Annotated in this window: 23 protein-coding genes; 7 read left to right on the top strand and 16 right to left on the bottom strand. The window is 70.5% G+C overall.

The window, feature by feature from the left end:
* Positions 1-4: 4 nt before the first annotated feature.
* From ACQPYK_RS11220 to ACQPYK_RS11200, 5 genes are read right to left on the bottom strand one after another with little or no spacing between them, the layout of a single operon-like run.
* Complete coding sequence (locus ACQPYK_RS11220; RefSeq protein WP_433253872.1) at positions 5-967, bottom strand: ABC transporter ATP-binding protein; 963 nt, start codon at positions 965-967, stop codon at positions 5-7.
* On the bottom strand, positions 964-2,010 hold the full coding sequence (locus ACQPYK_RS11215; protein WP_433253870.1) for an ABC transporter ATP-binding protein: 1,047 nt from the start codon (positions 2,008-2,010) through the stop codon (positions 964-966). Before ACQPYK_RS11215 ends, ACQPYK_RS11220 begins: the two co-directional genes overlap by 4 nt.
* Positions 2,007-2,888, bottom strand: a complete 882-nt coding sequence (locus ACQPYK_RS11210; protein WP_433253868.1) for an ABC transporter permease — start codon at positions 2,886-2,888, stop codon at positions 2,007-2,009. Before ACQPYK_RS11210 ends, ACQPYK_RS11215 begins: the two co-directional genes overlap by 4 nt.
* Positions 2,885-3,955: an ABC transporter permease gene (locus tag ACQPYK_RS11205; protein WP_433253866.1), complete on the bottom strand. Its 1,071-nt coding sequence runs from the start codon at positions 3,953-3,955 to the stop codon at positions 2,885-2,887. Before ACQPYK_RS11205 ends, ACQPYK_RS11210 begins: the two co-directional genes overlap by 4 nt.
* Positions 3,956-3,992: 37 nt before the next feature.
* A complete protein-coding gene (locus ACQPYK_RS11200) occupies positions 3,993-5,810 on the bottom strand; it encodes an ABC transporter substrate-binding protein (RefSeq protein ID WP_433253864.1) in 1,818 nt (605 codons plus the stop codon).
* A gap of 174 nt (positions 5,811-5,984) precedes the next feature.
* Here ACQPYK_RS11200 and ACQPYK_RS11195 point away from each other — a divergent pair, with 174 nt between their 5' ends.
* On the top strand, positions 5,985-6,755 hold the full coding sequence (locus ACQPYK_RS11195) for an SDR family oxidoreductase (RefSeq protein ID WP_433253862.1): 771 nt from the start codon (positions 5,985-5,987) through the stop codon (positions 6,753-6,755).
* A gap of 140 nt (positions 6,756-6,895) precedes the next feature.
* Here the strand turns inward: ACQPYK_RS11195 and ACQPYK_RS11190 are convergent, their stop codons facing one another.
* The 4 genes from ACQPYK_RS11190 to ACQPYK_RS11175 form a co-directional block, all read right to left on the bottom strand.
* Complete coding sequence (locus ACQPYK_RS11190; protein WP_433253860.1) at positions 6,896-7,306, bottom strand: DUF2871 domain-containing protein; 411 nt, start codon at positions 7,304-7,306, stop codon at positions 6,896-6,898.
* The gene (locus ACQPYK_RS11185) at positions 7,303-7,800 is read right to left on the bottom strand and encodes a cupin domain-containing protein (RefSeq protein ID WP_433253858.1); all 498 of its coding nucleotides are present in this window, start codon (positions 7,798-7,800) and stop codon (positions 7,303-7,305) included. Before ACQPYK_RS11185 ends, ACQPYK_RS11190 begins: the two co-directional genes overlap by 4 nt.
* A 28-nt stretch (positions 7,801-7,828) precedes the next feature.
* On the bottom strand, positions 7,829-8,221 hold the full coding sequence (locus tag ACQPYK_RS11180) for a DUF4267 domain-containing protein (RefSeq protein ID WP_433253856.1): 393 nt from the start codon (positions 8,219-8,221) through the stop codon (positions 7,829-7,831).
* Between the two features lie 108 nt (positions 8,222-8,329).
* A complete protein-coding gene (locus tag ACQPYK_RS11175) occupies positions 8,330-8,719 on the bottom strand; it encodes a VOC family protein (RefSeq protein ID WP_433253854.1) in 390 nt (129 codons plus the stop codon).
* Positions 8,720-8,849: 130 nt separating this feature from the next.
* On the opposite strand from ACQPYK_RS11175, the gene ACQPYK_RS11170 reads away from it, so the two are divergent.
* On the top strand, positions 8,850-9,770 hold the full coding sequence (locus ACQPYK_RS11170; protein ID WP_433253852.1) for a LysR family transcriptional regulator: 921 nt from the start codon (positions 8,850-8,852) through the stop codon (positions 9,768-9,770).
* A gap of 215 nt (positions 9,771-9,985) precedes the next feature.
* Here ACQPYK_RS11170 and ACQPYK_RS11165 read toward each other — a convergent pair whose 3' ends face one another.
* The 4 genes from ACQPYK_RS11165 to ACQPYK_RS11150 form a co-directional block, all read right to left on the bottom strand.
* Complete coding sequence (locus ACQPYK_RS11165; protein ID WP_433253850.1) at positions 9,986-10,825, bottom strand: ATP-grasp domain-containing protein; 840 nt, start codon at positions 10,823-10,825, stop codon at positions 9,986-9,988.
* Between the two features lie 113 nt (positions 10,826-10,938).
* Complete coding sequence (locus ACQPYK_RS11160) at positions 10,939-11,772, bottom strand: ATP-grasp domain-containing protein (RefSeq protein ID WP_433253848.1); 834 nt, start codon at positions 11,770-11,772, stop codon at positions 10,939-10,941.
* A 630-nt stretch (positions 11,773-12,402) separates the two neighbouring features.
* Entirely contained in the window at positions 12,403-12,663 is a 261-nt protein-coding gene (locus ACQPYK_RS11155) for a hypothetical protein (RefSeq protein ID WP_433253846.1), read from the bottom strand.
* Positions 12,660-12,824 (bottom strand): hypothetical protein, encoded by a 165-nt coding sequence (locus ACQPYK_RS11150; RefSeq protein WP_433253844.1) that lies wholly within the window; start codon positions 12,822-12,824, stop codon positions 12,660-12,662. The genes ACQPYK_RS11155 and ACQPYK_RS11150 overlap by 4 nt, the downstream gene beginning before the upstream one ends.
* Before the next feature lie 36 nt (positions 12,825-12,860).
* On the opposite strand from ACQPYK_RS11150, the gene ACQPYK_RS11145 reads away from it, so the two are divergent.
* Positions 12,861-13,100 carry a DUF397 domain-containing protein gene (locus ACQPYK_RS11145; protein ID WP_433253842.1) on the top strand — a complete coding sequence of 80 codons (240 nt, stop codon included), beginning with the start codon at positions 12,861-12,863 and terminating at the stop codon, positions 13,098-13,100.
* A 34-nt stretch (positions 13,101-13,134) separates the two neighbouring features.
* Here ACQPYK_RS11145 and ACQPYK_RS11140 read toward each other — a convergent pair whose 3' ends face one another.
* Both ACQPYK_RS11140 and ACQPYK_RS11135 read right to left on the bottom strand, forming a co-directional pair.
* Positions 13,135-14,049 (bottom strand): SDR family oxidoreductase, encoded by a 915-nt coding sequence (locus tag ACQPYK_RS11140; RefSeq protein WP_433253840.1) that lies wholly within the window; start codon positions 14,047-14,049, stop codon positions 13,135-13,137.
* Positions 14,050-14,094: 45 nt separating this feature from the next.
* Entirely contained in the window at positions 14,095-14,871 is a 777-nt protein-coding gene (locus ACQPYK_RS11135; protein WP_433253838.1) for an SDR family oxidoreductase, read from the bottom strand.
* Positions 14,872-14,949: 78 nt separating this feature from the next.
* Between ACQPYK_RS11135 and ACQPYK_RS11130 the strand changes: the two genes are divergently transcribed.
* From ACQPYK_RS11130 to ACQPYK_RS11115, 4 genes are all read left to right on the top strand, one after another.
* The gene (locus tag ACQPYK_RS11130) at positions 14,950-15,714 is read left to right on the top strand and encodes an enoyl-CoA hydratase family protein (RefSeq protein WP_433253836.1); all 765 of its coding nucleotides are present in this window, start codon (positions 14,950-14,952) and stop codon (positions 15,712-15,714) included.
* A complete protein-coding gene (locus tag ACQPYK_RS11125; RefSeq protein WP_433253834.1) occupies positions 15,711-16,571 on the top strand; it encodes a CoA transferase subunit A in 861 nt (286 codons plus the stop codon). Before ACQPYK_RS11130 ends, ACQPYK_RS11125 begins: the two co-directional genes overlap by 4 nt.
* A 100-nt stretch (positions 16,572-16,671) precedes the next feature.
* Positions 16,672-17,520, top strand: a complete 849-nt coding sequence (locus tag ACQPYK_RS11120; protein WP_433253832.1) for a CoA-transferase subunit beta — start codon at positions 16,672-16,674, stop codon at positions 17,518-17,520.
* Positions 17,517-18,611, top strand: a complete 1,095-nt coding sequence (locus ACQPYK_RS11115; protein ID WP_433253830.1) for an NAD(P)H-dependent flavin oxidoreductase — start codon at positions 17,517-17,519, stop codon at positions 18,609-18,611. The genes ACQPYK_RS11120 and ACQPYK_RS11115 overlap by 4 nt, the downstream gene beginning before the upstream one ends.
* 115 nt (positions 18,612-18,726) lie before the next feature.
* Here ACQPYK_RS11115 and ACQPYK_RS11110 read toward each other — a convergent pair whose 3' ends face one another.
* Positions 18,727-20,013, bottom strand: coding sequence for an MFS transporter (locus tag ACQPYK_RS11110; RefSeq protein ID WP_433253828.1), 1,287 nt, complete (start codon positions 20,011-20,013; stop codon positions 18,727-18,729).
* Positions 20,014-20,035: the final 22 nt, after the last annotated feature.

Here is a 20,035-nt window from a genome sequence, read left to right as displayed (position 1 = left end):
CGGACTATCCCCGCCGTACCCCGGCGTAGTGGCAGGCTGCTTGAGAGTCCGCCGCGGAGGGGAGCACGGGCAGCGGCTGCGACCTGCACCGCCCGTCGACCCCGGCCTCGGCCGCCGCGCCCGCGGCCAGGACCTGGCAGCGCGGGTGGAAACGGCAGCCCGAGGGGACGCGGGTGGGGTCCGGCGGCTCGCCGCCCAGCACCACCGGCGACGGCGACTCCGGGAGCACCGACAGCAGCGCCTGCGTGTAGGGGTGGGACGGCGACTTCAGGATCTGCTCCACGGGTCCCGACTCGACGATCCTGCCGAGATACATCACGGCGACGCGGTCGGCGATGTTCCAGGCCAGCCCCAGGTCGTGGGTGACCACCAGGGCCGACAGGCCCAGCTCCTCGCGCAGTCGCAGCAGCAGGGCGAGGATCTCGCCGCGGACCGAGGCGTCCAGCGAGGCCACCGGCTCGTCGGCGACCAGGACCCGGGGGTCCAGCGCGAGGGCTCCGGCGATGACGACGCGCTGCCGCTGCCCTCCGGACAGCTCGTGCGGGTAGGAGTGCAGGAACCGTTCCGGCGGGCGCAGCCCGGCCCGCGACAGCGCCGACGCCACCCGCTCCTCCTCGTCGGGCAGGCGGTGGATGCGCGGCCCCTCGGCCACCGCCTCGTAGACGGTGTGCCGGGGGTTGAGCGAACCCGTCGGATCCTGCAGCACGAGCTGCACCTCACGGCGGTAGGCCTTCAGCGCGCGCGAGGAGTAGGACAGGGGCGTCCCGCCGTACAGCACCGAGCCCGAGGTGGGCCGCTCCAGGCCGAGCAGGGTGCGCGCCAGCGTGGTCTTGCCGCAGCCGGACTCGCCCACCAGCGCGACGATCTCGCCCTCGCCCACCTCCAGATTCACCCCGTCCACCGCGCGGGCGCGCCGCCCGCGCGAGGAGAACTCCACGTGCAGATCCCGGGCTTCGAGCAGGCTCATGCGACCCCCTCCGTGGAATGCGCGACCGGGACGTCGGGCCCTTCCGCACGGGCCCCCTCCGGCAGGACGTGCACGCACGCGGCGGCGTGCGAAGCCGGGAGGCCCTCTTCGGTACGGCCGCCGCCCACCGGCCACAGCTCCACCTCCCGCGTGGCGCACATGGGCAGGGAGACCGGGCAGCGGGGGTGGAAGGAGCAGCCTGCGGGCAGATTCCGGGGATCGGGCGGGTCACCGCCCAGGCCCCTGGGCGCCAGCCGGGAGGCGGGGTCGCCGACCGTCGGGAAGGCTTCGGCCAGCGCCCGGCCGTAGGGGTGGCGGGCGTCCCGGGAGACCTCGTGCGCGGGACCGGACTCCACCACCCGCCCGGCGTACATGACCGCCAGCCGGTCGCACATCGCGGCCAGGACCGACAGGTCATGGGAGATCATGATCAGGCTGATGCCGTGCTCGGCGATGAGCGAGCGGATCAGCGCGAGCACCTGCGCCTGGATCATCACGTCCAGGGCGGTCGTCGGCTCGTCGGCGATGATCAGGCGCGGCGAGCAGGCCAGCGCCATGGCGATCATCACGCGCTGGCGCTGCCCGCCGGACAGCTCGTGCGGGTAGCCGCGGGCGCGCCAGGCGGGCAGGCCGACCTGCTCCAGCAGCTCCCCCACCTTCCGCCGCGCCGCGGCCGGGGTGGCCAGCCCGTGGACCAGTAGCGGTTCGGCGATCTGGTCCTCGATCCGCCGCACCGGGTTCAGGGCGTGCTGCGCCCCCTGGAAGACCACCGAGGCCGACGCCCACCGCACCGCGCGGAGCCGTCCCCACTTCATCGTGAGGACGTCCTCGCCGTCCAGCAGGATCTCCCCGGTCACCCGGGCGTCCCGGGGAAGCAGCCGCAGCAGGGCCATGGCCAGCGTCGACTTGCCCGACCCCGACTCCCCGGCCACACCGAGTGCCTGACCCGCCGCCAGGTCCAGCGACACCCCGCGCACGGCGGGCACCTCGCCCGAGGCGGTCCGGTAGGTCACCGCGACGTCGCGCAGCTGAAGCAGACTCATCGGGAAACTCCCCGCAGGCGTGGGTTGAGCACGGCTTCCAGCGCGCGGCCGCACAGCGTGAACGCCATGACGACCGCGACGATGCACAGGCCGGGCGCCAGGATGTACCACCACGCGCCGGAGGTGGCGGCGCCCCAGTCGTAGGAGCCGCGGAGCATGCCGCCCCACGACACCTTGCCCGAGTCCGCGCCGAGGAAGGCCAGGGTCGACTCGGCGACGATGGCGCTGGCCACCTGCAGGGTCGTGTTGGCCAGCACCAGCGGGGCCACGTTCGGCAACACGTGCCTGGTCATGATGTGCCAGTGCCCCGCGCCGAGAGCCCTGGAGCGTTCGATGTACGGCCTGGCCTCGACCGACAGGGTCTGCGCCCTGATCAGCCTCGCGGTGGACGCCCAGGAGGTCACGCCGATCGCCAGGATGATCGTGGAGGTGCCGCCGCCGAGAATGGCCGCGAGCACCAGGGCCAGCACGAGCGACGGCAGGACCAGGAACCAGTCGGTGATCCGCATCAGCACGGCCGACGTCCAGCCGCGGAAGTGACCGGCCGCGATGCCCATCACGGTGCCGATGGTCATGCTGAGCAGCGCCGACATGAAGCCGATGAGCAGCGAGACGCGCGAGCCCCACAGGATCATCAGCAGGATGGACCGGCCCGACTCGTCGGTGCCGAACGGGAAGTCCAGGCTCGGGGCGGCCATCTTGGCCCCCGTCGCCCTGGTGACGTCCATGCCGGCCGGGTCGGTGACCAGCGGGGTGAGCAGGGCCAGGACGACGGCCGCGATCAGGATCGCCGCGCCCCACAGCCCGGCCCGCTGCCGGCGGTAGTCCCGCCAGAAGCGCGACAGCGCCAGCTTGCGGCGGGTCCAGGTGACGCTCACGCCGACCTCACCCTCGGGTCCAGGACGTGGTAGGCCACGTCGGCCAGCGTGTTCATGACGATCACCGCGGTGCACACCACCATGAAGGTCCCCTGCATCACCGCGAAGTCGGGCCCCTTGATCGCCTCGTAGAACAGCAGGCCGAGGCCCGGCCAGGAGTAGACGGTCTCCACCGACACCGCTCCGCCGACCACGAACCCGATGTGGATGAACACCAGCGTCACGGTCGGCAGGAGCGCGTTGGGCACGGCGTGGCGCCGCCGTACCTCGTCGTCTCGCAGACCCTTGGCACGCGCGGTGGTCACGTAGTCCTGGCCGATCTCGTCGAGCAGCGACGAGCGCATGACCAGCAGGTACTGCGCGTAGACCACGGCGACCAGGGTGAGGCAGGGCAGCACCAGGTGATGGGCGACGTGCAGGAGGTAGAGCGGCCCGTCGGGCGCGTCGACGTCCTCCATGCCGCGGGTGGGGAAGATTCCCGGGATCGGGCCCACCCCTGCCGCGAAGACCATCAGCAGGAGCAGCCCCAGCCAGAACGTCGGCACCGACCACAGGACCAGCGACAGGCCGGTGGAGAAGCGGTCGAACCGGCTGCCGCGGTTCCACGCCGCCCTGGTGCCCTGCCACAGACCCAGGCTGACCGAGATGACCAGCCCGGTGCCCACGAGCACCAGGGTGGGGCCGGCCCGGTCCGCGATGAGCTCGGTGACCGGGCGCTTGTACTCGTAGGACGTGCCGAGATCGAGCCGGAGGGTCCGCAGCACGAAGTCGAGGAACTGCTGCATCAGGGGCTTGTCGAGTCCCATCCGGTGGCGCAGCAGGTCGAGCTGATCCGGGCTGAGCGGCACGTCGCGCGTGTAGGCGATCGCCGGGTCGCCGGGGATCAGGCGGAACAGGAAGAAGGTCGCGACGATGACCATGCCGATGCTGAGCGCGGCCCCGCCGGCCTTCGTCAGCGCGTAGCGCAGCGTCGTCCGGTGGGCGCCGCCCTCCCTGCCGGGGGCCGGCGCCGGTTCGGCGTCGGGTCCGGTGTCGGGCCGGCCGTCCGGCCGGATGCCGGGAGACACGCCGGGAGATGTGCCGGCAGGTACGGTCATTGAGACGTCACTCGCGTTCGTCCGCTACGGAGCGACGCCGCCTGGCCAGGAGGAATCCTCCCCCGCCCAGGATCACCACGGCCGCGGCGAGGCCCACGACGAGGCCGGTGTTGGAGCCGCCGCCCGAGCCCGCCGCCGGGGTGGCCACCGCGTCCAGGGAGTAGACGGGCCAGTAGCCGCTTCCGCCGTACAGGAGGCCCTTGTCCTCGGGGATCGGGGTGATGCTGGTGATGCGGTCCTTGCGGTAGCCCTCAAGGTCGTTCGGGTAGTAGAGGGCGATGACCGGGGCGTCGGTGTAGAGGCGTCGCTGCATCTGCTTGATGATCTCGGCGCGCTTGGCCCGGTCGAGTTCGCTCAGCTGCTGCTGGTAGAGCTTCTCGTACTCAGGGTCGCAGTAGAACGACTCGGTGCCGCCGCCCTCTCCGCTGGCCGTGGGCCTGCGGCTGCACAGGTGGGTGGCCAGGACCTCCTCGGGGTCGGGGTTGACCGACCAGCCGCTGATCGCGATGTCGAACAGGCCGGTGAAGCCGGTCTCCTCGGTGAACTTGTTGGAGTCGAGCTTCCTGGTCGTCAGCGCGATGCCGATGTCCTTGAACCAGCCGGTCAGGAACTGCGCGAGCTTGTCCTCGACGGGTGTGTCGGTGTGGATGCTGAAGCGCATCTCCAGCTTGCGCTTGCCGTCGGGCATCGTCCGGATCCCGTCGGAGCCCTTCTTGTATCCGGCGTCGTCGAGGATCTTGTTGGCCTTCGCGGGGTCGTGGGTGACGAGGTCGTCGCCCTCGGCCTTCCAGAAGAAGTCCTGGTACATCGGCGGGATGATCGATCCGTCGGCCGGCACGGCGAGGCCGTTCTGCACCTGGTCGACCAGGGCCTTCTTGTCGATCGCGTAGTGGATGGCCTGGCGGACCTTCGGATCCTTCAGCGCGGGGTGCCCGTCGCCGACCGGCTTGTCGTCGTTCGTCCGCGCGCCGTGGTTGATCTGCAGGTAGGCGGCCCTGCGGCCGGGGGTGTTCCACTGCACGATGTTCGGATCGCCCGCCAGGGCCTCGAACTGGGGGGCGGCCAGGCGGCCGATCAGGTCGATGTCGCCCTTCTTCAGCCCCGCGTTGGCGGCCTCGGGGTTCTCGTAGAACAGGACGTGCAGCTCGTCGATCTTGGGGGCGCCGCGCCAGTAGTCGGGGTTGGCCTTCAGCTTGACGTAGGCGTCCTTCTTGTACTCGGTCACGATGTACGGGCCGCTGCCGACGATCGGATACCGGTCGTTGTCGAACTTGCCGATGTCCCCGACCGCCTCCCAGACGTGCTTGGGCACGATCGGGATGGGGTTGTCCAGCATCGAGGCCTGGGGCTTCTTGGTCTTGATGACCAGGGTCCGGTCATCGGCCGCCGTGACGCTCTCGAAGTTCTCCACCGCCGGGCCGTTGGACTGCTTGGCCGCGTCGACGGTCATGATCGTGTTGAAGGTCCACGCGGCGTCCTGCGCGGTGACGGGCTTGCCGTCCGACCATTTGGCGCCGGCGCGGATCTTGAAGGTCCAGGTCAGCTTGTCGTTCGAGGTCTCCCACGACTCGGCCAGGTCGGGGCTCGGCTGCAGGGTCTTGGAGTCGGGAACCGTCAGGAACCCGTAGATCCACCGGTGGATCGACGACGAGACCAGCCGGACCGCCAGGAACGGGTTCATGGAGTCGACGGCCTGGGTCACGCCCAGCCTGACGATCTTCTTTCCCGCCTCGGGCGCCCGTCCGGCCAGCGCCTGTGTCGCCGGGAGTGTCGCCAGCACCAACGCCAGGCCTAACGCGGCCAGCCGCGCGCCCAATCTCCTCATGGTGTGCCCCATCTTCGAACCGGTGATTCGTTGTAAACGAAGGCACACCATAGGGATGCCGCATGTCAACGAATGATGGAAGATTGTTTCATTCTCGTTTCCATAGATGGTGTTAATTTTCAACCAACCGGTCGGTATGGACGGAGCGACCGGCCGTGGGGCATGCTGCGGAACATGACTCTGTTCTCGGTGGAAGGCAAGACGGTCGTCGTCACCGGAGGCTCGCGGGGCATCGGCCGGATGATCGCGGCCGGGTTCGTGGCGGCCGGCGCGACGGTCTACATCTCCTCGCGCAAGGCCCCCGAGGTGGAGAAGACCGCCGCCGAGCTGGGCTGCTTCGCCGTACCGGCCGACCTGTCCACCGAGGCCGGCGCCCATGTGCTCGTGGAGGCGGTCTCGGCGCGGGAGTCACGGCTGGACGTGCTGGTCAACAACGCCGGGGCGACCTGGGGCGCGCCGCTGGAGGAGTATCCGGAGCACGCCTTCGACAAGCTCTGGGGGATCAACGTCAAAGGCGTGTTCTACCTGACCCAGCGGTTCCTGCCGCTGCTGCGCGCCGCCGCGAGCCCCGCCGACCCGGCCAGGGTGATCAACATCGGGTCGATCGACGGGATCCGGGTGCCCGCGATGGAGAACTACGCCTACTCCGCGGCCAAGGCCGCCGTGCACATGCTCACCCGCCACCTGTCACAGCGGCTGGCCAGGGAGTCGATCACGGTCAACGCCATCGCGCCGGGCCCGTTCGAGTCGAAGATGATGGCCTTCGCCCTCGACGACCCGGCCACCCGCTCGATGATCGAGTCCCACGTGCCGCTGGGCCGCATCGGCACCCCGGAGGACATGGCCGGAACCGCGATCTTCCTGTCGTCACGGGCCGGAGCCTACGTGACCGGGGCGGTCATCCCGGTGGACGGCGGCATCTCCGCCCACGGGGCGACGTCCTAGAAGACCACCGAAAGTCCTGCCGGTGGAGGGGGTCTCGGCTGGGATGCCCCTTACCGCTGTGCGCTGGAAGGGATGATCACCCGGATGCCGTCCGCGCGAGTCGGCCGGCCTGGACCGCGGGCAGACTTCATGGATCCCGGTCAGCCGCTCTTGCCCGGGAGCCGCTTGCCGAGATTGGTGAACAGCAGGATCAGGCCGGCGGTCAGCAGGATGTGGCCGAGCCCGGCGATACCGGAGATCACCGGACTCGTCTGAGCACCGAGCACGGTCTGGGTGCCGTGGACGGTCATCATGAGCACGGTCAGCGCGAGACCGGTGTTGTAGACCCAGAAGAACCAGGTGAAGAGCCTGCTGGCGGTCAGGGTGAACAACTTCTCCAGCATCAGCACGATGAGGAAGAACAACATCCCGAGGGCGAGCAGGTGGGTGTGCACGACCCCGAGCTGGGTGTCGCCGGTGAAGTCGTTCAGCTTGGTGATCTCGCGGTAGTACAGGCCGCTGACCACCCCGACGATCATGTAGATGTGGGCCGTGTGGAGGATCTTCCTCATGCTGAAGGACGGTCCTTCCAGGCGGTGCTGTCGCGGAAGTAGGTGTCGTAGAGCTCCTGGACCTCCAGCAGGCTCTGCGGCGCCACCTTGCCGTAGGCGATGCGCTCCAGGTGGCGGAAATACTCGAAGCGTTCGACGCCCGGGGTGATGACGATGAGGATGTCGGCGTCCTCGCCCGGAGCGGCGGCGAAGGCGTGCGCGAAGCCAGGCGGGACGACGACCAGGTCGCCGCGTTCGGCGGTGACGATCTGGTCGCCGGACAGCAGCTGGGCAGTGCCGTCCAGCAGGTAGAACAGTTCGGCCGAGCCCGCGTGATGGTGCGGCTTGGCGCCGTCGGCGCCGTTGATCAGGGTGACCCGCTGCGCGGACAGCGCGCCGCCGGTGGAGCCGCTGTCGGCCAGCAGCCGGATGGTGGTCGGAGCCCGGCCGATCACTTCGGCCTCGGCGGAGCGGACGATCACGGACTCGTCGAAGTCCGGCACGATCAGGGACATCTGCGATTTCCTTACCGGGTGGGGGTTGTCAGGACTGGTCGCGCGTTTCTCTGAGGATCAGCAGTCCGGTCGCCAGCATGACTGCCGCGGTGGCTCCGTGGATGCCGACGGCGGCGGACGTCGACCCGCTGTGCGCCAAGATGGTCATCATGTCCCCGATCGGGGTGCAGGCCTCGACCAGGAGCACCCAGCCGAGGGCGCGCCGGTGGCGCGTCACGAGCAGCACGAGGAGGATCAGGCCGGAGACGATGTCACGGACGCCCTTGAGAACGAGGAAGCCGTCACCGTCCCCCTGCGGCCAGCTCGACAGGCCGAAGTTCGGGGCCATCGATTCCGGGATGAGCGTGTAACTCACACCGACGTACAAGATGAACAGGGCGCCAAGAGCGGCCAGAACGGTATTGACGGTCTTCAAGGACATGGCAGTTCTCCTTTCCGGTGGGCTGCCGTAGATCGGCCGGTGGGCTGCCGTTGATCGGCGCGCCGCGATGGAACGGGGTCATATGGCCCCTCACGAAGAGCTCACCTGTCAGGCCTCGGCCGGGGCGACCCATTCGACCAGCCGGACCACGATGCCGTTGGGGTCGGTGAGCTGGAACAGCCGCTCGCCCCAGGGCTCAGTGCGCAGCGGCATGGTGATGGTGGCTCCTTCCCCGCGGAGCTGTTCCTGCTCGGCGGCGATGTCGGTGACGGTGAAGGCCACGATGACGCCGCCCACGTGCTGCCCCCTCTGCTCGGGCGGCAACACCTCGGTGCCGCGGCTCAGCAGCACGATGTCGGCCGCCGCGTCGTCGCGGACGAGAGAGATGAACCCCTCGGCCGCGACGGCTTCCCGAAACCCCAGGTGGGTGGTGAAAAACTCACCCGAGGCGGTCACGTCATCGACGTTCAGCGAGACGGTGGTGGTGGTGATGTTCACTGATCCCCTTACGAAACAAGCCGAAAAGGTGTTTTCAGGCAGTGCCCAGCCTCGGGCAGCACCCTGACCGGGATCAACGGCGGATCGGGTAGCGTTCCGTAACCTGACACTTAACGAAATATGGGTGTTCATGGAGCTGCGAGATATCGAGATCTTCCTGACTTTGGCCGAGGAGCTGCACTTCGGCCGGACCGCCGAGCAGTTGCACGTGTCCACGGCGCGAGTCAGCCAGTCGATCAAAAAGCAGGAGCGACGCGTCGGCGCCGCCCTGTTCGACCGCACCAGCCGTACGGTGACCCTGACCGCGATCGGCTGCCGGCTACGCGATGACCTCCGGCAGGGATACGACCTGATCCAGGCCGGTCTCGCCCGCGCGACCGCCGCCGGCCTCGGAGCGAGCGGGACACTCCGGCTGGGCGTCATGGGCGCGCTGGGAAACGAACTGCGCCCGGTGATCGACGCGTTCCGCGCCCGCCACCTCGAATGCGACGTCCGGCTTCAGGAGTTCCACTTCACCGACGCCTTCACCCTGCTGCGCGAGAATGCCGTCGACGTGCAACTGATGTGGTTGCCCATCCGCGAACCCGACATGAGTGTCGGCCCTGTCACGCTGACCGAGGGCCGCGTGCTCGCGATCGCAGCCGACCATCCGATGGCCGTCGAGAAAGCGGCCTCGATGGAGGACCTCGGCGACCATCCCGTCCTCGCTCCCGCAGCAGGACCGCCGGACTACTGGATCGAGGCCATGGCGCCCAGTCGCACGCCGAGCGGACGCCCCGTGCCTCGCGGCCCCGCCGCCAAGACCTTCCACGAGGTTCTCAGTCTCGTCGCCTCCGGGCAGGGTGTGTGCCCGCTCAATGCGCATGTGGCGCGCTACTACACCCACCCCGACATCGTCTTTCTGCCGATCCTGGACGCCTCGCCGACCGAATGGGCACTCGTCTGGCGCACCGGAGCGGAGAGCCCGCTCATTCGCGCCTTCGCCGGAACGGCACGCCAGATCGGCCCACGCCCCATCAATGATCACAGCTCTGACCGAGCTCGGGCCTGAAGAGCGAAGCAACGGCCGTCGTCACCCGTCTCGGTCGCAGGGCGGATCGACCATCGCGCTGAGACGGACCCGCGACCGAGGGCCCGCCGGTTGCGGACGGCCACGTCGTGGATCTCCGGGACGACCTTCACGACCTCGGCGACGAAGGCGCGGCCGACCTCGAAGCGTCGCGCGCCCTGCTCCGGGCGTACGCCGTACCGGTGCGGCCGGGGGCGTCAGAGCGCCTCGGCCAGCGCGCAGGCCAGGTTGGCCGCGCCGTCGGGCGTGTAGCGCAGGAACAGGTAGGGCTCGGTGAGCTCCACCTCGATGAGGACCGGGCTGCCGTCGGGCAGCCGGACCAGGTCCACGCGGGCGTAGAGCAGGTAGGGACACTGGGCGAGGACCCGCTCCGCGAGGGCGAGCTGATCGGGCTCGGGGTCGCGGAGTTCGGGCTCGCGCGCCTCCTGCCCCGGTGCGGCGGTGTTCCCGGCGAGCATCGGGTTGCGCCGGACGGCGTGGCTGAACCGGCCGCCGAAGTAGAGCAGCGAGGTCTCCCCCTCGGCCTCGACCATGTCCAGATAGGGCTGGATCATCGCGGTCTGGCCATCGGCGACCAGCGTGGCGGCGTGGGCCAGAGCCATGTCCCGATCTCCGGTTCTGATCGCGTCACGAGCACCGGACGACACCGTGGGCTTGACCACGTACTCGTCGAGGACCGGGAAGTCCACGGCCTCGCCCGGCGCGACCCAGTAGGTGGGGATGGCCAGTGCCTTCAGATCCCGCAGGTAGGTCTTGTCGGTGTTGCGCTCCAGCACGGCGACCGGGTTGAACAGCCGGGTGACGGACTCGACGCGACGCGCCCAGTCGAGGAACTCCGCCCGCCGGATCACGTAGTCCCAGGGAGAGCGGACCACGACGGCGTCGAACGCGGCCCAGTCGACCTCCGGATCGTCCCAGCGCGCGATATGCCCGGCGATCCCCACCTCGGCCCAGGCCGCGAGGGCGGGCTCCTTCTCGTCGTCGAACCCGTCCGGATCGGCGAACGTCACGTACGCCGCGGAAGCGCTCACGAACATCCCCTCATGTCAAAGCGCCGAATATCCCCTCATCTCAGCATTGACCAAATATTAGGGACTTCACACAAGTGATTTCCGGTGGCGGATATGGCCTGTCAGGCCATATCCGCCGGTCAGATCGCCTCGGCCAGCGCGCGGGCCAGGTTGGCCGCCGCGTCGGGCGCGTAGCGCAGGAACAGGTAGGGCTCGGTGAGCTCCACCTCGATGAGGACCGGGCTGCCGTCGGGCAGCCGGACCAGGTCCACCCGGGCGTAGAGCGTGCCGGGGAGTTCGGCGAGCACCCGCTCGGCCAGGGCGAGCTGATCGGGCTCGGGGTCGCGGAGCTCACCCCGGTCGTTGTCCCGGTCGAGCACGAGAGGGTTGTCGGTGAGCATCGGGATGCGCCGGATGGCATGGCTGAACCGGCCGCCGAAGTAGAGCAGCGAGGTCTCTCCCTCGGCTTCCACCATGTCCAGGTAGGGCTGGATCATCGCGGTCCGGCCCTCGGCGGCCAACCGGACCGCGTGGGCCTGAGCCTCCGCGCGGTCACGGGTCCTGATCGTGTCACGGGCTCCGGACGACACCGTGGGCTTGACCACGTACTCGTCGAGGACCGGGAAGTCGGCGGCCTCGCCCGGCGCGACCCAGTAGGTGGGGATGGCCAGTGCCTTCAGATCCCGCAGGTAGGTCTTGTCGGTGTTGCGCTCCAGCACGGCGACCGGGTTGAACAGCCGGGTGACGGACTCGACACGGCGCGCCCAGTCGAGGAACTCCTGCCGCCGGTCGATGTAGTCCCAGGGGGTGCGGACCACGACGGCGTCGAACGCGGCCCAGTCGGCCTCCGGGTCGTCCCAGCGCACGATGTGCCCGGTGATCCCCGCCTCGGCCCAGGCCGCCAGCGCGATCTCCTTCTCGTCGTCGAACCCCTCCGGGTCCGCGTAGGTCACGTATGCCACGGAAACACCCATGAAATGTCCTCTTATGTCAGCACCAAATAGCTGGAAGGGACATTACACAAGGCGCGTGTGCGACGGTGAATCGCATCCCGTGCGTGCACGCCGCGACGAACGGGGGTTCCGTTTGGATGAGTTCGGGTGACAGCAGGTTCCATGTCCGGCTTGGATGAGTTCGGGTTACAGCAGGTTCCATGTCCGACTTGGACGAGGTCGGGTGACAGCAGGTTCCATGTCCGACTTGGATGAGTTCGGGTTACAGCAGGTTCCATGTCCGGCTTGGACGAGGTCGGGTGACAGCAGGTTCCATGTCCGACTTGGACGAGGTCGGGTGACAGCAGGTTCCATGTCCGGCTTGGACGAGGTCGGGTGACAGCAGGTTCCATGTCCGGCTTGGACGAGGTCGAGTGGCTGCCGGTTCGTGCTACGGCGGGTGGGTGTTCCGGCCGGCCGTCTCGGTTGCGATCTCGCGATTCAGGCCTCCGGCCTGGCGGGCGCGGTGGTCGCGGGCTTTTTATACGCCGGCCGGAACACCCACCCGCCTCCGCGCCCTTCTGCCTCGCCGTACGGCGTGCGGGCCGTAGCCGCTCCCTTTCGGACCGCCCAGCCTGCGCTATGACGCTGAAGCGATCGTGACGGAGCCGTTCAGGGCGCGTCGCCGTAGCTGAAGCGTCGCTTTCGAAAGGAGCGCAGGGCCGGGCACCACAGGAACGATCTTCGGTGGGCGCGAAGGTGCCACCTCGCGCTGTCGGCCACATGGAACCAGACCGCGTTGCCCGCCTCGTCATGGTGGGCGCCCCATCCGGCCGCCATCATCTCCACCAGGAACAGGCCGCGCCCGCCGTCGCCGTCGGCGTCGGCCGCGTGGATGAAGGGAACGCTCGTCGCCGATCCGCCGTCGATCACCTCGACGTGGTCATGCCGCCGCCGACGCCCAGGCACACCATCACCGAGCCGTCGCGCGTGCGTCCCGAGCCGGAGTGGACGATCGCGTTGGTGACCACCTCGCTCAGCGGCAGCACCACGTCGTCGAGGACGGCGTCGGTGGTTCTCGACGCCGCAGACACGAGAACTATGCTGATGGACGCGTCGAAGAATCTGATGTGAGTGTCCGTTGGAAGGGGCGTGGGGTGTCCAGCCCGATAGACCTGACTGACGCTGTATGGCAAAAGAGTTCGTACAGCGGAGCCAACGGGGACTGCGTGGAAGTGGCGAACATGGGTGATGTCGTGGCCGTTCGGGATTCCAAGAACGCCGAGGGTCCCAAGCTCGTCTTCTCGGCGGCGGACTGGGCCGCCTTCCTGGGACGGATGAAGGCCGGAGACTTCGACACGCGTCCCTGATCGCCAGGCCCCCTGTTCGGCGTCGGACGCCGCCTCAGGGCGAGGAGGCCCCGTAGACCGGTTCCGGTTCGGCGGCTTCGGCCAGGAGTTCGGCGACCGCCACGCCGACGTCGGCGGGTTCCCAGCGGGTGCCCGAGTCGACGCGCGGCCCGTGCCGCCAGCCGTCGGCCAGCGAGATGACGCCGCCCTCGACCTCGAACACCCGTCCCGTGACGTGGGCGGAGCCGGCCGATCCCAGCCAGGTCACCAGCGGCGCCACGTTGGCCGGGTCCATGGGGTCGAAGCCGCTGGCGGGCCTGGCCATCGTGGCGGCGAAGACCTCCTCGGTCATCCGGGTGCGCGCGGCCGGGGCGATCGCGTTCACCGTGACGCCGTAGCGGCCGAGCTCGGCGGCGGCCACCTGGGTCAGCGCCGCGATGCCCGCCTTGGCCGCGGCGTAGTTGCCCTGCCCGACGCTGCCGAGCAATCCGGCGCCGGAGGAGGTGTTGATCACCCGGGCGTTCACCGGCCCGTCCGACTTGGCGCGCTCCCGCCAGTGCGCAGCCGCGTGCCGCAGCGGCAAAAAGTGACCCTTGAGGTGGACGCGGATCACCTCGTCCCACTCCTGCTCGGTCATCGACACCAGCATCCGGTCGCGGACGAACCCGGCGTTGTTCACCAGCACGTCCAGCCGCCCGTAGGCGCTCAGCGCCATCTTGACCAGCCGCGCCGCGCCGTCCCAGTCGGCGACGTCGTCGCTGTTGGCCACCGCCTGGCCGCCCAGGGCGCGGATCTCCTCGACCACCTCCAGCGCGGGCCCGCCGGAACGGCCGGACCCCTGGGGGCCGGTGCCGAGGTCGTTGACCACGACCTTCGCGCCCTGCCTGGCGAACTCCAGGGCGTGTTCCCGCCCGATGCCGCGTCCGGCCCCGGTCACGATCACCACACGCCCGCCGCAGATACCACTCATGTGCCAGGTCCCTTTCGCCGTGATCATGCAGAGTTTCCCGGGGGTTCACCCACCGTGTCCAGAGGCGATCTCCCGCCACGCGGGGATCTCGCCACCGCCGTTCAGGAGGACCTCGGCCCCGGTCACGTAGCCGGGGGCGGCCAGCCACAGGCACGCCCCGGCCACGTCCTCGGGCAGGGCCATCCGGCCGGCGGGGATGGCCGCGCCCATCCGCCGCACCCCCTCGGGCCCGCCGTAGTGACCGGCGGCGCTCTCGGTCTCGGCGAGGCCGACGACCACCGTGTTGACGCGGACGTGCGGCGCCCACTCGGCGGCCAGGCAGGCGGCCAGGTGGTGCAGGCCCGCCTTGGCCGCGCCGTAGGCGGAGGTGCCGGGCGAGGGACGCGTGCCGCTCGAACTGCCGATCATGACGATCGAGCCGCCGCTCGCGTGCAGGAGCGGGTGGGCGCGCTGGGCGACCAGCAGCGGGGCGGTCAGGTTGAGCTCGACGATCCGGGCGTGCAACCGCGGCGAGGTCCCGGCCAGCGGCGCGTACGGCGAGCCGCCCGCGTTGTTGACCACCGTGTCGAGCCGCCCGTGGCGCCTCTCGACCTCCCAGAACAACCGGTCCACGTCCTCCGGGTCCCGCACGTCGGCCGCCACGAACGTCGCACTCCCGCAACTCCCGGCGTCCGCCGAGCCTCCGGCCGGGGGCTCCCCGCGCCCGCACACGACCACCTCGGCCCCGGCGGCGAGGAAGGCGGCGGCGATCCCCGCGCCGATCCCCCTGGTCCCGCCGGTCACCAGCACGACCGACCCGGCGTAGTCGTAGGAGATCCGCATGACGCCCTCACCATCTTCCGCCCGGCCCGTCGCGTGCTACCGTACCAAGCAAGCGTTAGGTGCGAACAGTGAGGCGCGATGGCAATCACTCTGCACGGCGGCGGACCGGTCGCCGAGGTGGTCGTGGAGGTGCCCCCGGTCAACGCGTTGACCGTCTCGGGCTGGTTCGAGCTGGCGCGGGCCGTGCGGGAGGCCGGACGCGACCCCGGCACCCGCGCCGTGGTGCTGCGCGCCGAGGGCCGCGGGTTCAACGCCGGGGTGGACGTCAAGGAGATGCAGGCCACCGCCGGGCACGCCGCCCTGGTCGGAGCCAACCGGGGGTGCTTCGCGGCGTTCGCGGCGGTCTACGAGTGCGAGGTCCCGGTGATCGCCGCGGTGCACGGCTTCTGCCTGGGCGGCGGTGTCGGCCTGGCGGGCAACGCCGACATCGTGGTGGCCAGCGAGGACGCCTATTTCGGCCTGCCGGAGGTGGACCGCGGCGCGCTCGGCGCGGCCACCCACCTGGCCCGGCTGGTCCCCCAGCACCTGATGCGCGCCATGGTCTACACCTGCCGCACCGTCACCGCCGCCGAACTGCACGCCTTCGGCTCGGTGCTGGAGGTCGTCCCCCGCGACAAGCTGCGCGAGGCCGCCCTGGAGGTCGCCTCCTCGATCGCCGGCAAGGACCCCTACGTCATCCGCCGGGCCAAGGAGTCGCTGAACGGCATCGACCCGGTGGACGTCAGGCGCAGCTACCGCTTCGAGCAGGGCTTCACCTTCGAGCTCAACCTGATGGGCGCCGGCGACAGGCACCGCGAGGCGTTCATCTCCAGAACCGACGGGACGCCGGAGGAGGCGGGATGACCGGCAAGGTGATGACGATCGAGGAGGTCGTCGGGTCGCTGCGCAGCGGCATGACGGTCGGGATCGGCGGCTGGGGCGCGCGGCGCAAGCCGATGGCGCTGGTCCGGGCGATCTGCCGCTCCTCGATCGAGGATCTGACGATCGTCTCCTACGGCGGCGCGGACGTCGGGCTGCTGTGCGCCCACGGCAAGGTCCGCAGGGTGGTCGCGCCGTTCGTCACGCTCGACTCGATCCCCCTCGAACCGCACTTCCGCGCCGCCCGGCAGAGCGCGGCCGTGGAGTTCACCGAGTACGACGAGGGCATGTTCATGTTCGGCCTGCTCGCCGCGGCGCACCGGTTGCCGTTCCTGCCGACCCGCGCCGGGCTCGGCTCGGATGTGACGCGGGTCAACCCCGGCCTGCGGACCGTCCGCTCGCCCTACCCCGACGGTGAGGAGCTGATCGCGGTCCCCCCGCTGACCATGGACGTCTCTCTCGTCCACCTCAATCGGGCCGACCACCGCGGCAACGCCCAGTATCTCGGCCCCGACCCCTACTTCGACGACCTCTACGCCAAGGCGGCCGAGCGCTGCTACGTCTCCTGCGAGCGCCTGGTCGACACCGCCGACCTCCTCAAGGAGGGGCCGGTCCAGTCGCTGCTGATCAGCCGGTCCATGGTGACCGGCGTGGTGGAGACTCCGGGCGGCGCCCACTTCTCCTCCTGCGAGCCGGACTACGGCCGCGACGAGGCCTTCCAGCGGGCCTATGTGACCGCCGCCGCCGACCCACAGGCGTGGAAGGCGTTCCGGGAGCGCTACCTGTCCGGCGACGAGGCCGCCTACCAGGAGGCCGTACGGCGGGCGCGGGAGGACGGATGAGCACCGGCACCGCGGGCGGCACCGTGGGCGGCACTGTAGGCGACACCGTGGGCGGCGCGGCCGGCGTCACGGGCACGGCATCGGATCTCGGGAGGAACCTGTGACGACGACCACCGCCACGCGCGCCGAGGTGTGCGTCGTCGCATGCGCGGAGGCGTTCCGGGGAGACGGGGAGATCCTCGCGGCGGGCATCGGCGGCGCGATCACCGTGCTGGCCGCCCGGCTGGCCCGGCTCACGTTCGAACCCGGCCTGCTCACCCATGACGGGACCTGTCTGCTGACCGGGGACGTGCCGCCGCTGGGCGAGACGCCCGAGGTGGTCGAGGGCTGGCTGCCGTTCCGCGACCACCTGTGGCTGGTGCTCAACGGCAGGCGGCACGTCATGCTGGGGGCCAGCCAGATCGACCGGTACGGCAACAGCAACATCTCCTGCATCGGCGACTGGGCCAGGCCACGGTCCCAGCTTCTCGGCGTGCGCGGCGCCCCGGGCAACACCGTGTGCGACCCGACCAGCTACTGGATCCCCAAACACTCGCCCCGCGTGTTCGTGCCGAAGGTGGACATGGTCAGCGGCGTCGGCCACGACCGCGCGGCCGGAGCGGGGCCGAGCGCCTATCGCCACCACGACCTGCGCCGGGTGGTCACCGACCTGGCCGTGCTGGACTTCGACACTCCCGACCACTCGATGCGGCTGGCCTCGGTCCACCCGGGCGTCACCGTGGCGGAGGTCATGGAGCGGACCGGTTTCCCGCTCGCCATGCCGGACACGGTCCCCGAGACCCGCTCGCCCACCGGCGAGGAGCTCCGCGTCCTGCGCGAGATCCTCGACCCCGCCCGCCTGCGCGACCGCGAGGTCCCCGACCCCCGGCCGGGCGATCCGCAGGCCCCGTCCCCCGGCTCCCGGCAGGACGGCGGAGCCCCCCGGCGAGATCGCGAGGCCCCGGCGTGACCTCCGATCCCGGACCCGCGCCTCCCCCCGCCGATGTCCCGGCCCCGCCGCCCGCCCTGACCACCCGGCTCACCGAACTGGTCGGCTGCCGGTATCCGATCGTGCAGACCGGCATGGGCTACGTGGCCGGCGCCCGATTGGCCGCGGCCGCCTCCGGCGCGGGCGCCCTGGGGATCATCGCGGCGGCCACGATGCCGGTCGAGCAGATGACCCGGGCCATCCGGTCGGTCAGGGAGCGGACGGACGCCCCCTTCGGGGTGAACATCCGCTCCGACGCCGACGACGCGCGCGAACGGATCGACGTCATGATCCGCGAGGGCGTCCGGGTCGCGTCGTTCGCGCTGGCCCCCAAGCGGGAGCTCATCGCCCGGCTGAAGGACGCCGGGGTGGTGACGATCCCCTCGGTCGGCGCGCGCAGGCACGCCGAGAAGGTCGCCGCCTGGGGCGTGGACGCGGTGATCGTGCAGGGCGGTGAGGGCGGCGGGCACACCGGGGCGGTCCCGACCACGGTGCTGCTCCCCCAGGTGGTGGACGCGGTGGACATCCCGGTGATCGCGGCCGGTGGCTTCTTCGACGGGCGCGGGCTGGTCGCCGCCCTGTCGTACGGCGCCTGCGGGATCGCGATGGGCACCCGCTTCCTGCTGACCTCGGACTCCACGGTCGGCGACGAGGTGAAGAAGGTCTACCTCGGCATGTCCGACACCGTGGTCACCAGCCGGGTGGACGGCGTCCCGCACCGCGTGCTGCGCACCCCCTTCGTCGACTCCCTCGAACGCTCCCGCCTGCGCCTGCTGCGCGCGGTCGCCAACGGTGCCCGGTTCAAGCGGCTGTCGGGCATGTCCTGGGCGGGGATGATGCGCGAGGGCCGCCGGATGAGGCACGGACGCGACCTGACGTGGGCCCAGGTCCTGCAGGCGGCCAACACCCCGATGCTGCTGCGGGCCGCCATGGTGGAGGGGCGCGCGGATCTCGGTGTCATGGCCTCGGGCCAGGTCGTCGGGGTGATCGACGACCTGCCGAGCTGCGCGGAACTGGTCGGCCGGATCATGTCCGAGGCGCACGCCGTACTGGACCGCCTGCCGCGCCGGTAACCGCCTTTACGAAGTATGTCCGTTTTGATGCGGCGGGCAGAGCGGAACCGGGATCGCGTTCCGGAGCGGCCGGCGCCGCGTGCCGCCGGCCGCGCCGAGGCCGGTTCCTCGCGGATCAGCGGACACCGCGGACCCGCCAGATGAGGAGGCCACCGGTCGCCGACAGCGCCGCGGAGCAGAGGAAGAGCCCCGGATAGCCGCCGGCGTGGGTGATGACGACCGAGGCGATCGGCGGTATGAGCACGTACGGCAGCGACCCCATGAGATTGGCCAGCGCCATGTCCTTGCCCCGGTCCGCCGAGGCCGGCAGCACCTGGGTGACCAGGGCGGTGTCGACGCTGAGGTAGATCCCGTACCCGACGCCGAGGACGGCGGCCGCCACCAGGGTCATGGCCCAGGTCGGCGCGAGGGCGAGCGGCAGCGCCGCGATCGCCATGATCAGCCCGCCCGCGCAGACCAGCCCGCGGCGGCGTCCCAGCCGGTCCGACAGCCAGCCGCTCAGCACCACCAGCGCCACCGTCGCGGCGCTGTGCACCCCGATGACGATCAGGAGGCCGTCGTTGACGCTCTGTCCCGGGAACAGCTTCTCGTAGTCCAGCACGTCGGACAGGAAGTACGGCAGGTAGAGCGTCCCAAGCCCGTACCCGAAGCCCATGACGAACCGGGTGACGAGCGCCCACACGAAGTCCGGGCTGGTCCGCGGGCTGATCCGGTAGCCGGCGAGGAAGGCCCGGGGCGAGAACGGCTCCCGGTACCGCGGGGGCAGCGGAGCGTCCTCGGTGACCGCGGCGAACACCAGCACCAGGACGGGAAGCACCGCGATCACCAGGTAGCCGGCCTGGATCCCGCTCACCAGCCCGACCAGCACCCCGCCGACGATGAGGGCGCTCGCCTGCGGCACCGTCGCCCAGCCCAGCACCACTCCGCGCTGGCCGGCCGGCACCCGGTCGGGAACGACCGGGCTGAGCCCGGCACCCAAGATCGTGAACCCGACCGACAGCAGCAGTGCTCCGACCGCCACTCCGATCACCGTGTGCTGAAGTCCGGTGAACAGGCAGGCGGCGACGCACACCAGCGCGCCGCCTGCCATCCACGGACGGCGACGGCCGAAGCGCCCGATCGTGCGGTCGCACAGCGCCCCGGCCAGCGGGGCGATGACGATCCCGGAGACCGCCCCCATCACGCTCACCCAGGCGTAGCCGCCGATCTTTCCCGAGGGGTCGATGGCGGCGATCTGCTCCGGCATCAGAAACGTGCTGGGAACCTGCATCGGAATCTGCAGGCCCATATTGGCCAGCAGGAACGCGGCGACCCAGCCGGCTCCGACCCGCCGGGTCGGCTCGGCCAGCGCCTCGGGGAGGGGGTCCGCCGCGATCCCGGTCTCCGGCGTGTCGGGGGTCATGTCAGAGCTCTCCAAAAGGATT

The sequence above is a fragment of the Streptosporangium sp. CA-135522 genome, assembly GCF_050949235.1.
Taxonomy (GTDB): domain Bacteria; phylum Actinomycetota; class Actinomycetes; order Streptosporangiales; family Streptosporangiaceae; genus Streptosporangium.
The sequence above is the reverse complement of the archived record's forward strand: the minus strand, read 5'-3'. Positions and strand labels throughout refer to the sequence as shown.